13 protein-coding genes and 1 pseudogene are annotated in these 12,215 nt (G+C 32.3%); 5 read left to right on the top strand and 9 right to left on the bottom strand.

What is annotated here, in order from left to right:
• Window positions 1-259: 259 nt before the first annotated feature.
• The 5 genes from ACVBED_RS08895 to ACVBED_RS08915 all read left to right on the top strand — a co-directional run bounded on the left by ACVBED_RS08895 (window position 260) and on the right by ACVBED_RS08915 (window position 4,651).
• On the top strand, window positions 260-595 hold the full coding sequence (locus ACVBED_RS08895; protein WP_447121520.1) for a PadR family transcriptional regulator: 336 nt from the start codon (window positions 260-262) through the stop codon (window positions 593-595).
• A gap of 4 nt (window positions 596-599) precedes the next feature.
• Window positions 600-2,273 (top strand): PspC domain-containing protein, encoded by a 1,674-nt coding sequence (locus ACVBED_RS08900; protein ID WP_447121521.1) that lies wholly within the window; start codon window positions 600-602, stop codon window positions 2,271-2,273.
• 402 nt (window positions 2,274-2,675) lie between these two features.
• A complete protein-coding gene (locus ACVBED_RS08905) occupies window positions 2,676-3,242 on the top strand; it encodes a 1-acyl-sn-glycerol-3-phosphate acyltransferase (protein WP_447121522.1) in 567 nt (188 codons plus the stop codon).
• Window position 3,243: 1 nt separating this feature from the next.
• A complete protein-coding gene (locus ACVBED_RS08910) occupies window positions 3,244-3,666 on the top strand; it encodes a PaaI family thioesterase (RefSeq protein ID WP_447121523.1) in 423 nt (140 codons plus the stop codon).
• Window position 3,667: 1 nt separating this feature from the next.
• Window positions 3,668-4,651 carry a chorismate-binding protein gene (locus ACVBED_RS08915; RefSeq protein ID WP_447121524.1) on the top strand — a complete coding sequence of 328 codons (984 nt, stop codon included), beginning with the start codon at window positions 3,668-3,670 and terminating at the stop codon, window positions 4,649-4,651.
• On the opposite strand, the gene ACVBED_RS08920 is transcribed toward ACVBED_RS08915, so the two are convergent.
• The 9 genes and pseudogenes from ACVBED_RS08920 to ACVBED_RS08960 form a co-directional block, all read right to left on the bottom strand.
• Window positions 4,641-4,838 (bottom strand): hypothetical protein, encoded by a 198-nt coding sequence (locus tag ACVBED_RS08920; RefSeq protein ID WP_447121525.1) that lies wholly within the window; start codon window positions 4,836-4,838, stop codon window positions 4,641-4,643. The genes ACVBED_RS08915 and ACVBED_RS08920 overlap by 11 nt on opposite strands.
• 9 nt (window positions 4,839-4,847) lie before the next feature.
• Window positions 4,848-5,444 carry a MarC family protein gene (locus tag ACVBED_RS08925; RefSeq protein ID WP_447121526.1) on the bottom strand — a complete coding sequence of 199 codons (597 nt, stop codon included), beginning with the start codon at window positions 5,442-5,444 and terminating at the stop codon, window positions 4,848-4,850.
• A gap of 43 nt (window positions 5,445-5,487) precedes the next feature.
• On the bottom strand, window positions 5,488-7,221 hold the full coding sequence (locus tag ACVBED_RS08930) for a BatD family protein (protein WP_447121527.1): 1,734 nt from the start codon (window positions 7,219-7,221) through the stop codon (window positions 5,488-5,490).
• Window positions 7,221-7,940, bottom strand: coding sequence for a tetratricopeptide repeat protein (locus ACVBED_RS08935; RefSeq protein ID WP_447121528.1), 720 nt, complete (start codon window positions 7,938-7,940; stop codon window positions 7,221-7,223). Before ACVBED_RS08935 ends, ACVBED_RS08930 begins: the two co-directional genes overlap by 1 nt.
• Window positions 7,941-8,046: 106 nt before the next feature.
• A complete protein-coding gene (locus ACVBED_RS08940; protein ID WP_447121529.1) occupies window positions 8,047-9,054 on the bottom strand; it encodes a vWA domain-containing protein in 1,008 nt (335 codons plus the stop codon).
• A 42-nt stretch (window positions 9,055-9,096) separates the two neighbouring features.
• Window positions 9,097-10,095, bottom strand: coding sequence for a VWA domain-containing protein (locus tag ACVBED_RS08945; RefSeq protein WP_447121530.1), 999 nt, complete (start codon window positions 10,093-10,095; stop codon window positions 9,097-9,099).
• A complete protein-coding gene (locus ACVBED_RS08950; protein WP_447121531.1) occupies window positions 10,088-10,984 on the bottom strand; it encodes a BatD family protein in 897 nt (298 codons plus the stop codon). The genes ACVBED_RS08945 and ACVBED_RS08950 overlap by 8 nt, the downstream gene beginning before the upstream one ends.
• 6 nt (window positions 10,985-10,990) lie before the next feature.
• Entirely contained in the window at window positions 10,991-11,854 is an 864-nt protein-coding gene (locus tag ACVBED_RS08955; protein ID WP_473094880.1) for a DUF58 domain-containing protein, read from the bottom strand.
• 205 nt (window positions 11,855-12,059) lie between these two features.
• Window positions 12,060-12,215 (bottom strand): annotated as a pseudogene (locus tag ACVBED_RS08960) (AAA family ATPase); the annotation flags it as partial.

Here is a 12,215-nt window from a genome sequence, read left to right on the forward strand (position 1 = left end):
ATATTATTCTTAAAAATTATTAAATACTATTGAAAATTTAAAAATTTATTCTCTAATTTTAATATGTTTTATTTTACATAACCTACAAATATATATATCATCTAAAAATAATTGGTCTAATAATCAACGTTTTACAAGTAATAATAAAATTAATTTACTACTTTGTATTGCATAATACTATTTTTATTTCATATCTTTGCATAGTACAATTAAGATAGAGTCTATTTAATTTTTAAAATTTAATAATAATAACCAAATTATGAATACAGAGAACACCAAAGCGCAAATGCGGAAAGGCATTCTAGAGTTCTGTATTTTAAGCCTCATTAATAATCGTGAGATGTATGTTTCAGATTTAATTGAGGAACTGAAAAAAGGACAACTAGATGTAGTGGAGGGAACACTTTACCCTTTACTAACCCGGCTGAAAAACGCCGAATTTCTTTCTTACAGATGGGAAGAATCGACAGGCGGACCGCCCAGAAAATATTACCAGATTACTGAAAAAGGAATAATGTTTCTTGCTGAACTTCAGAAAACCTGGTCGGAATTAACAGTTTCCGTCAATCAAATCACTCAAACTTCAAACACTTAATACCATGAATAAGACACTCTCAATAGGACTTGCAGGTTTTTCTTTCACAATTGAAGAACATGCGTATATAAAACTCAGCGATTACTTAGCTGCTCTGAGAAATACTTTAGATGCAACCGAAGCTGATGAAGTAATGCACGATATTGAAATCCGTATGGTGGAAATTTTCAAAGAAACTTTAGGTAAAAGAGAAGTCATTAATGATGATGATGTAGAAAAAGTGATGGCTCAAATTGGCGCTCCAGAAAAAATAGAAGAACAGGAAAAAGCTTATTATTCTGAAAATAGTTCAACGAGAAAAGAGGAAAAAACTTCAAATTTTAGCGGTCAGAAGCAATTATTCAGAGATTCTGAAAATGGAAAAATTGGCGGTGTTTGTGCTGGTTTGGCTAACTATTTTAGAATTGATGCCGTTTGGTTGAGATTGATCTTTGTGTTCTTAGTTGCAACAAAAGGTTTTGGAGTTTTACTTTACGTCATTCTTTGGATCGTCCTTCCACAGGCAAAAACGGCTTCAGATTATTTAAAAATGAAAGGGAAACCAATTAACTTTGATAATCTCAAAGAAGAATCCGGTAAAATAGTACAGTTCGCCAATGAATCTGGACAAAAAATTGGACAGGCTTTTCAATCTCAAAAAGGGAATATTGATAATGTAGGTCATGTTTTGTTAAGTATTGTGCGCATATTTTTTGCCATATTCTTTGCCATATTAGGACTCAGCTTTTTATTAGGTTCATTTGCGTTCTTCGGAATTAATTTCGGTTCAGACGCAGTAAATGTTCCAGAAGGGATTGCTTTTTTCTTAGGAAATGATATGCCGAATTTCTTCCTGATCACGATTTTAGTTTTAACACTGCTAATCCCTGCAATAATTTTTACCTTGATCTCAATTAAATTATTTGCGCCAAATTCTAAACTTAGATACACTGGATATGTGATTGGTGCCTTGGTTTTCCTTTGGTTTGGATTACTTCTAATAGGTGGATTTACGGCTGCAAAAATGTTCACAAAATATTCGGGCGATAATGACGAAACTCAAAATATCGCAATCAATACAAAATCTGACAGTATTTTAGTAGATGTAAAAAAAGTGGAAATTCCTGCTAATTATAAATCTTATTTTGGGGATTATTTTTCTGATGGGAAAACCATTTATCAGCAGGATTATCCATACATAGAAGTAAAACATCAAGATATTGCTCAACCATATTTAATTATAAAAAGAGAAGCGAGAGGATATAACCAAGCAATACAGTTGAAAGTTCCTGTTGAAATTATTGATAATAAAATTCTTCTTCCCAACTACTTTATGTATTCTTACAGAGACAGAATGAGATATTATAATGCTAATTATCAATTAGTTGTACCCCAAAACTTTAAAGTTATTAAAGTGGGTGACAGAATTAATATGGATGATGACGCGCACAAGGAGAATGAAGATAATAATAATTTTGAAGATTCTGATAACTCAGCAAATATCAACATCAATGGAACTTCAATAAGGATACCTTCCAGTGATTCAGATTCAATCATCATCAACGGCAAGAAGGTCGGAAAAGATCAGGCTGAGAGTTATGTGAAGAAAGTGATAACTAATCCTGCCAATTCCAAAGATGTAAAGATTGATGTAAGTGCGAGCGATAATAAAAGTCAAATTACCATAAAAACTAAATAAACTAAGAATGGTAGAGTGGAAGTGAGCGGTCTTTTTAGCTAAATTATACGCTCACTTTTCTCACTCTTAGATTCTTTTACTAAATATTTAAATTAACAAAACTTTATGATGGTATTTCATTGCAAATTATTACCTTCGTTGTGTTAATTCTAACAAAATTAATAAAATTTATAAACTATGGTACAACTCGTTTTAGACCTCGTTCTTACGGTAGTGAATTTCATTACCAGTTTATTTTAACCAAATTCATATACTTATATTTGTAGTATAACCACTTGTTGGTTATACTTTTTGTTTTTAAAAGTTTTATATAGTTAAATAATATTCAGCAAAATTTTCAGAAAATAAATATAAAGAGGGAATATTCCATCCGGCAAATAAAAGTTAAATAAAAATCTACAAATGAAAAAATTAATCGGAAAATTAGGTCTGAAAATTCTAGGCTGGAAAATCGTTTTAGATGGTGATGTTGAAAATCTCAATCGCTGTATACTTGTTGTGGCACCTCATACTGATAATATGGAATATATTTTGGGAAATCTGGCCTATTGGGTTTTGGGAAAAAATTTGAAGGTGATCATAAAAGATGAGCATACAAAAGCGTGGTATGGCGGCATTGTGAAAGCCTTAGGCGGCATTGGAATTGACCGCTCTCAAAGAAACGATCTTGTAAATTTCGTAGATCAACAATTTCAAAAAGAAGATTTTAGTTTGGTAATAACGCCTGAAGGGACCAGAAGTTGGGTACAGAAATGGAAAAAAGGATTTTATCTAATGGCTCTGAAGTCACGTGTTCCCATTGTTTTAGGTGCAGGTGATTTTGGCAGAAAAGAAATTCACATGGGAAAAGTTATTTCTGTTCATGAACTTGAAACTAAAACTTACGAACAAATAATGGCTGAATTAGAGGATTACTATAAAGATATAGTTCCAAGTAGACCTGCAAACTGGAATCCAAAAATTTATTAAAATGACTGAACAGGAAAAAATACAAACTTTAGACTTTTTAAATAATTGGGGAAACGGATTATTAGCCAAAAATTTAGGAATACAATTTTCTGCAGTGACAGCAGAATCACTATCTGCCACTATGCCGGTGAATGAAAACGTACATCAGCCTTTTGGTATTATGCACGGCGGTGCAAGCTGCGTTTTGGCCGAAACTTTGGGTTCATGTCTTTCAAATATTAATTTAGATACTGAAAAATTTTATGCAGTCGGCACCAATATTAATTCAAACCACTTGCGAAGTGTTCGAAAAGGTATTGTTACTGGAACTGCCAAATTTATCAGGAAAGGTAAAACAGTACATGTTTCCGAAATTGAAATTCGTAATGAAAAAGGTGATTTAATTAATCATACAACGATGACAAATAACGTGATTGCAAAATAAAATGTCGGCTCAAATTATTTTTCGTTTGCCTTTTTCTGAAGATATTTACTTCAATGATTTAAATTCTAGTAATGAAAATATTGGCTTCACCACTTTTGATACTTTACAAACATTAGATTTTAAAGGTGATTTTCAAAAAATTTCAGAACAACAATTGCTAGAAAATCCCTGGATCTCTGAAGATCTTAATTTTTTTTTAACCGATTCTAAAGAAGAATCTGAAATTGCATATATTCAAAAGTTAGAGAAAGTTATTTCTTTTATCAAAGAAAATAAAATCCCAAAATTGGTGATTTCCCGTCGAAAAATTATTGAACTAAAGAATCAAGCGGTCAACTTATCACAAAGTTTTTTAAATTTAATAAAATCCTATGAAAATGCATTTGTGTACGTATTTAAAACTGATAATGAATGTTGGATCGGCGCGTTTTCTGAAGTTTTAGGTAAATTCAATAAGGAAACTGCTGAGTTTGAAACCATGAGTTTAGCGGGAACGTTACCTTTAAAAAATACGTGGACGAAGAAAGAATTAGATGAGCAAAAAACTGTCAGTTTATATGTTGAATCTGTTTTAAAAAAATATTCCAATAAAGTTAAGATATCTGAAACAAAAGACCATCTATCTGGAAATATTAAACATCTACGGACGGATTACAAATTAAAAATATTAGAAAAAAATTTAGAAGATTTAATTTTAAATCTTCATCCAACCCCAGCAGTTTGTGGCATTCCCAAAGATTTTTGTAAATCTGCAATTTTAAATTTTGAAAAAAAACCACGCGAGTTTTATGCTGGATTTTCTAAAGTAGAAACTGATACAGATGTCTATTTTTTTGTAAATCTCAGGTGCGCAAAAATTTATAACAATGCTGCAGAACTTTTCGTAGGAGGAGGAGTTACGGAGCAAAGCAATTCCAAAAAAGAATGGCGTGAAACGGAGCTCAAGTCTGAAGCGATCCTAAAAAATTTAGATCTTATTTCCTAGACGTAGAAAGTTTTCTTAGCGTATTTAGGATAATGACGAAAAATGTTCCCAAAACACCTGCTGCCAAAGGAAGCATGAACTTAGCATTTTCACTGTTGAAAAAACCAAGATTCCAGTCCACCATATAAAGATTAACTGCAATTAGAATCAGAAAAAGTCCAAAAAATATTTTATATAAGGTTTTCATTATTTTATTTTAAAAATGAATATATTGTGCAAATAACATTGCAAAGTTAGCGGTAAATAATTTAATAGCGATCGCTAAAAGTATAATTCCGAAAACTTTTTGTAACACTTGTAAGCTTCCTTTGCCCATCTTCTTTTCTAACCATGTTGCGGATTTTAAAACGAGATACACAAAAATAGTATTGAGAATAATGGCACAAATAATATTAATATCGTGATATTCTGCTCGCAGGGAAAGAGTGGTAGTCAGAGTTCCGGCTCCCGCAATTAATGGAAAAGCGATAGGTATGATGGAAGCAGAATTATTTTCGCCAGCTTTATTAATTTCAATGCCCAAAATCATTTCTAAAGCGATTATAAAAATAACAAATGCACCGGCAATTGCGAAAGAATACTTATCTATTCCAATCAGTTTCAAAATATTATCACCGATAAATAGGAAAGCGATCATTAAAATTGCCGCAACAATAGAAGCTTTTTCAGCCTCAATTTTCCCAAATTTTTGACGTAAGGTTACAATAATTGGAATTGATCCTAAAATGTCTATCACGGCAAACAAAACCATTGTTGCTGTAAGTGTCTGTTTTACAGAAAATAATTCGAACATCTACTTTTATTAATTTCGCAAAATTATGAATAATATTTAACTATTATTTAATTTCTGAAATTAAAATCTTTAAATTTTCACAAAGATTATCCATATGAACTTCATCTTTTATTGGCGCAAATTTTTCTATCGAAATTAGCTGATTTAAATTTCTAAAATCTTCCGCAATTTTTGCGCCTTTTGTTTGGATTAAATACTTTGTGAAAGGTAGATTATATTGTCTTTCACTAAAAATTTCCAACTCTTTTTGAAAGTTTTCAAAAGCTTTAAAGAATCCTTCAAAGTCTTTTGCGTTTTTTAATGTTTCCAGATAACTAAGTTCTTCTTCAAAGTCAAAAGGCTTTTCTTTCGCCAATCGTTCTTCAACTTCACGAATACTTTCAATTTTTTTATCTGAAAATTTCTTCTTCTTGATTTTTTTTCTTTTTTTACTTCTGTAGATGAATATTAATGCAACTATTCCGCATAATAAAACTAAATTTCCAAAGATGATTTTATAATTGATGTCATGTGTTTTTGGAATTTTTAGTTGATCAGATATCACTTTCGGGGCATTGACATTTGATAGAACGTGGATTGTATAATCATTTACTTTATCTAAAGTTGTTTTTGTGTCATCTATTTGATCAGCTGTCATAGCTTCAAAGCTTAAAGTATCTGCTTTAATGTTTTCATAAGCTGTTTTTCCCGGGTCAAAGAAGGAAAAATCTTTTGTCTTTAGTACGATTTTTCCACTTATCTTAGGGATTACCACATAGTTTAAAATCACATTTCCCACAAAACCCTTATCCGAGCTTTTAGTATCGTATGATATTTTCGGTGGAAAAAAACTATAATTTTCAGATTCTAAAAGCTCCGGCAGATCCATAGACCGAAAATTTCCTTCACCAGAAATTTTAACTTGCACATCTACTGGCTTACCAACAGTATTGTTTTCCGCAGCATTACAGTTTAGATATAATTTAAAATTACCTATTGCATTTTTAAAATTATCAGGACTGTTGCTAGGTAATTTCTTTACGTTTAAAATTACTTTTTTAGATTTTAAAGTTGCGCTAGATGAGTTGTTCTTAACCATTGCGGAAACTGGTGGAATATCAATTTCTCCACTATCCGGTGTACTGATAAGGAAAATGCCAATAACTTGAGAAGATATTTTTGAATTATCATTTTGCTCTATATCAGATTTCTCATAACTAATCGGATGAAACTTCACCTCACTATTTTTAGGAAATTTAATATGTCTAATATGTCTAAAATTATCGAAATTTTTACTGTAAGCTCTTAAGACTGCAATTGTTGGCTGATTCTTATAAATATTTCGGTCTTTTACTTCCAAGTCTAGATACATTTCATCTGCAATATTTGGTCTTTCGACTACTTTTTTTGGACCTTCTGTTACATAAACATCAAAAGGTTCTGTTTTGTAAATTTTATCATTTGCAGTAATAAGGAAAGATCCAATTTTTATTTTTCCAGTCTGCTTAGGTTCTAAAACTACCTGATAAACAAATTGATTATCAACTTTCTGAGTTTCTAAATTTATATAGGTATTTCTTTTTGAAGCACTTCCTATCATTTCAAATTTGGAAAAATCGGGAAATTTTAAATTTGACTGTTGTGCATCTTCATTACCTCTAATTTCAAGAATAATAGTGACCTTTAACTGTTGATCTGTCCTCAGATCTCGGGTGTCAGAAAAAGCCCTTAGATTTACCTGCCCGTGAATAGAAATCACGGAGATTAAAAATAATATGTAACTTAAAACCTTAGTCATTACCAGTCTTTCTCATTGCTCTGGGGAGATGAGTTAGCATTTTTATTTAAAATTCTTTGGGCCGTTTCTCTCTCTTTATTGGAAGTTCGGTCCAAAATCTGTTTTTCCAGATCTTTCGGGATATTATTTTTACCTGATTCTTTGCCATTATTGCCTTTACCCGAGTTATCTTCAGAATTACCACCTTGTTGCTGGGAAGGATTTTTCCCTTTCTCATCTTTATTATCCTGATTTTTATTTTGGTCTTTTCCACCACCGCCAGATTTGCTTTTTTGCTTTTTCTCTTCGTTTTTCTCCTTCTCTTTTAATTTAGCAATCTGATAGTTGCGTTGCGCACTTTCATTTTTGGGATCTTGTTTAAGCGCTTTCTTATAATATTCTGCAGCTTTCTCAGGTTTTTGACCTTCCATAAAAGTATTACCAATATTATACTGTGCCGCCATTTTATCTGGAAGACTGGTTGCAAAACTTTCCGCTTTCTGAAACTCAGTCCGTGCTTCATCGTACATTTTTCTTTTATAAAGGGAATTGCCAAGGTTATAGTGAGAAGTAAAATCTTTCTCCCTGGATTTTGATGCCTCCATAAATTTTGAAGAGGCACGCTCGTAGTTTTTACTATTAAATGCAGAATTTCCTTCATAGACCAAAGAATTATAACTTTCCTGGGCGCACATGATACCACAAATAAATGAAAATACAACCAATAAATTTTTTCCCATATTCATCAACACAAAATTAATCTTTTAAGTGTTAATATTTGTTTTAAAAATTGTTAAATAAGGGTTAAAGTATTGGTTAAAAAGCCTTTTCGTTCATAATTTAAGACTAAATATTGAAGTCCCGTCTCGGATTAAGTAATAAAATAATAAAGAATAAAAAGATAGAAGCTGCTAATGTAAACTGATAATAGTGAACTGCAGTTTGTGAAGTAACAAAACTTTCCGATGTTGATGAACTTTTTTGCAAAGCATCGTGAATTTTTGCTGTTACCGTTTCTAGATTATTCCCATCAAAATAGAATCCGCCCGTGTTTGTCGCCAAATCTTCAAGGGCTGCTGTTTCTCTTTTTGAAACTACAGTTTCGCCTGTAGAGTTCATTTTATAACCCATCAATTGGCCGAAAATATACTCAGGTATTGGCGCTCCCAGATCAGTTCCTACACCAACGGAAATTATGGAAATACCTTCCTGTTTTGCAAGTTTTAGAGCTTCTTTTTCGTGTCCTTCATTATCTTCACCGTCGCTAATTAAAATTATTTTACGAGAACCTTTTGGTATGTTTTTAAATTTTTGAACTGCAACTTGCATCGCTTTTAGGAAGTCTGTACCCTGCGTAGGCATTACGCTTGTTTCAATCCCATTAATGTAAGTAGCGGCTGCGCCGTAATCTGTTGTTAAAGGCATTATCGATTGTGCTTCTCCTGCAAAAACGACGATGCCCACTTTATCATTTTGCAGTTTAGAAAGCGTTTGAATCATGACGTTTTTAGCTTCTGTAAGACGATTGGGCGTAATGTCTTGCGCATTCATGGAATTAGAAACATCCAACAAAAATAAAACATTACTTACTTTTTGTTTGGATTTAATTTCTTGTGTTCCACTTAAAAAATCAACGATTGATAGAACTAAAAATAATACTGCTAAAAGATAAAGTACTGGTAAAACTGTAGAAATATTTTTACTTTTAGGAAAAAGTTGCGACTGAAATTTCGATTCAGCAAATAATTTTTGACGTATATTTTTCCAACTTATAAAATTGTAAATAAGAATTCCTAGCAGCGGCAAAAGCAACAACAATAATAAGTACCAATAATTTCCTAAATACCAATCCATTTTTATTCCTCTTTTAGATTAGAAATAAGCGCTGGCTTATCCCTATGTAATTGCCTTAAAAAAAGCCCATCTCAAAAGCGCATCAAATAGTAAGACGCCCAACGCTATCCACAAAAAAATTCTAAAATATTCTGTATAATTATAAAGCGTTGCAGTTTTAAAATCCGATTTTTCTAATTGATTAATTTCACTATAAACCTGTTCTAAACTGTCTGTAGATGTTGCACGAAAATAAGTTCCGCCCGTCGCTTTTGCAATATCTCGCAATACACCTTCATCAATCTGTACGGGTTGTTGTGTGAAAATAAGTTCGCCAAAAACATCCAGATTTGTGGGGAATAAAGCATAGCCATTCGTACCAATTCCGATAGTGTACACTTTAATATTGTTATTTTTTGCTAATTCAGCGGCTACTTGTGGCGGCATTGCATTTTGAACATTACTAACACCATCGGTCATTAAAATGATAATTTTACTTTTTGCCTTGCTGTTTTTCAGATGATTTACCGCAACCGCCAGACCTTCGCCAATTGCCGTTCCTTGCTGTAATTCGATTCCATTTAAATCATTTATTTCCTGGATGACAACGTCGTGATCAGAAGTTAACGGTACTTTAGTGAATGCTTCCGCCGCGTATTCTACCAAACCAATTCGATCATTTGGTCTTTTTTGAACAAATTTTTTGGCAATATTTTTCAGTGCTGTAATTCTATCGGGTTTCAGATCTTTGGCGAGCATACTGTAAGAAACATCTACAGAAAGCATGATGTCAATTCCCTTGCTATCATCCCGATCCTGAGAAATGGTGAAAGTTCTGGGTCTAGCAATTGCTATTATTAAAGCGGATAAAATAAAATATTTGGAAACTTTTAGAAAAAATAATACCGCTCCCATACTTCCATTTTCCTTCATATTTTGAATAGAGGGAACTTTCAAACCAGTTTGTTTTTGTTTGCTTAAATCCCTCACAATTAAAGGAATAAAAAACACAAACAGCAGTAATAACCAAGGACTGTAGAATTCAAAATTTAAGTTAAACATCGTTTCTTAAATTTTCAAATTCTATATCCTTGGAAGAACGTTTTACGAAATCTTTAATACCATTAAAGTCTTTTTCCATGATTTCTTTGTCTGGAAAAGTTTTTGCAAATTTCACCAGATCTCCTCGCAAGAAAACATCTTCAACGACGGCTTCATTTTCCTGAGAAATAGTGTTATTTTTTTTCATAAATGTAATTAGATCGTCTGTCAAAAGAACATCCGCTGGAAATCGATATTGTGTTGAAATGAAATTCCTAGTAATTTCTAATAACTCTACATAAAATAAACGATAATTTCCATTCTCAATATATTGTTTCTTTTTTAATAATTCTAGATCTTTCAACGTTTTATTGGTGATAACTTTTGGTGTATTTTTTTCTCTTTTGCTGTAGCGAATAAAATAATAAATAATTATGATTAATGCGATTAGCGCAATAAGACCTAAAATGTAAAATTTATAAAGTTCCCAATAATCTTTAAAGCCAAGGTCAACCTGTTTATTATTCATAATGTCACTGATCTGATCGCCTTTTTTTGCCGTATTTACTACATCTACTTCATAGGGAATCGTTTTGTAAACATTTGCACCAATTTTAAATTCTAGCGCTGGAATTTGGAATTTACCCTCATCAAAAACAGCAAATTCTACTGTTCTATTGTAGGTTTTCTCCTTTTTACTGATCGAGTCTTTTATTGCTTCAAAATGGAAGGGTAGAAGTTCATTTTTTGCCGCAGAAGTCACTTCTTTTCCTTGCAGATCTTCAATGTTTATTTTGAGAACTGCCGTTTCGCCTAAAGCCAAAGTGGTTTTATCTAAAGTAGAAGAAAGCATCTGCGAATTTGCAAAAACACCTATGAATGCTATAATTATTAAAAATACTTTTTTCAAACTAATTTACTTTCTTTGGAAATATTGGTATAAAATTTTTGAGTAATCCTGCGAGGTATTGATATTTAAAAAATGCGCTGAGCTATTCTCAAAGTTTTCCTTAATATTTTTTATTTTTTGTTTCTGTTTCTCTGCAAATTCATATCGCCAGCGTGCATTTGAAGTATTCACCCAAATTTTTTTTCCGGTTTCAGAATCGATGAAATGAGCGAAACCAACATCCGGAATTTCCTCATCCTTTTCGTCGAAAATACGCAGACCTAACAATTGATTTTTCTTCGCTGCAATTTTTACAATTTTATCATTGTATTCATCTTCAAAATCTGAAAGCAAAAAAACCAAGGCTTTTTTCTTAAAAATATTCATCAAATATTCCAGTGCAACATCTATTTTACTCACTGCAGGAATGCATTCTGCACTCAAAATAGAACTAAGAATAGCTAGAATATGTTTCTTTCCTTTTTTTGGCGGGATCACTTTATATACTTTATCCGCAAATAAAATTAAGCCGACTTTATCATTATTTCCCGCGGCAGAAAAGCCCAAACTTGCGGCAATTTCTGCGACAAAATCTTTCTTAAGTTCGTTTTTTGTGCCGTAATTCATAGACGCAGAAATATCAACTAAAATCATCATCGTCAATTCTCGCTCTTCTTCCATCACTTTCACGAAAGGTTCTCGAAAGCGCGCTGTTTTGTTCCAATCCATTCTGCGGATTTCATCGCCACTTTGGTACGGTCTGACTTCAGAAAAAGTCATTCCTTGTCCTTTAAAAGCTGAGTGATATTGTCCCATAAGAGTTGATTCCGTGCGCCGCCGCGTCCGGATTTCAATTTGCCTTACTTTTTTTACAATATCTTTTACTTCCATTTTTTCATTTGCTTTTTTAGGAGCAACAAGTTTTTTTATTTTTTCACTTATCGTCCTGCTGTCCGCTTTATCTTTTTTTGTGCTCGCTTCGCTCGCACAAAAAAAAGATGCCGCTTTCATCAGGGCTAAAAAGTCGGGTATTTTTTCTTTTCAATATCTTCAATTCGCAACATTGCTAATTACTCATTAAAGATTGCTCATTATTTTAAGGCGCTTGCACTTTCCCCAAAATTTTATCTACAATTTCGTCGGACGAAATATTTTCTGCTTCCGCTTCGAAACTTAATCCAATTCTGTGGCGCAAAACATCTTTTGCGATTTCTTTCACATCTTCGGGGATTACGAAAGCGCGACCTTTTAT

It is taken from the genome of Halpernia sp. GG3, from assembly GCF_052976925.2.

Excerpts from the sequence above, each read along its gene's own strand:
- ACVBED_RS08895 (WP_447121520.1), top strand. The coding sequence starts at position 260 with ATGAATACAGAGAACACCAAAGCGCAAATGCGGAAAGGCATTCTAGAG.
- ACVBED_RS08900 (WP_447121521.1), top strand. The coding sequence starts at position 600 with ATGAATAAGACACTCTCAATAGGACTTGCAGGTTTTTCTTTCACAATT.
- ACVBED_RS08905 (WP_447121522.1), top strand. The coding sequence starts at position 2,676 with ATGAAAAAATTAATCGGAAAATTAGGTCTGAAAATTCTAGGCTGGAAA.
- ACVBED_RS08910 (WP_447121523.1), top strand. The coding sequence starts at position 3,244 with ATGACTGAACAGGAAAAAATACAAACTTTAGACTTTTTAAATAATTGG.
- ACVBED_RS08915 (WP_447121524.1), top strand. The coding sequence starts at position 3,668 with ATGTCGGCTCAAATTATTTTTCGTTTGCCTTTTTCTGAAGATATTTAC.
- ACVBED_RS08920 (WP_447121525.1), bottom strand. The coding sequence starts at position 4,838 with ATGAAAACCTTATATAAAATATTTTTTGGACTTTTTCTGATTCTAATT.
- ACVBED_RS08925 (WP_447121526.1), bottom strand. The coding sequence starts at position 5,444 with ATGTTCGAATTATTTTCTGTAAAACAGACACTTACAGCAACAATGGTT.
- ACVBED_RS08930 (WP_447121527.1), bottom strand. The coding sequence starts at position 7,221 with ATGACTAAGGTTTTAAGTTACATATTATTTTTAATCTCCGTGATTTCT.
- ACVBED_RS08935 (WP_447121528.1), bottom strand. The coding sequence starts at position 7,940 with ATGGGAAAAAATTTATTGGTTGTATTTTCATTTATTTGTGGTATCATG.
- ACVBED_RS08940 (WP_447121529.1), bottom strand. The coding sequence starts at position 9,054 with ATGGATTGGTATTTAGGAAATTATTGGTACTTATTATTGTTGTTGCTT.
- ACVBED_RS08945 (WP_447121530.1), bottom strand. The coding sequence starts at position 10,095 with ATGTTTAACTTAAATTTTGAATTCTACAGTCCTTGGTTATTACTGCTG.
- ACVBED_RS08955 (WP_473094880.1), bottom strand. The coding sequence starts at position 11,854 with ATGGAAGTAAAAGATATTGTAAAAAAAGTAAGGCAAATTGAAATCCGG.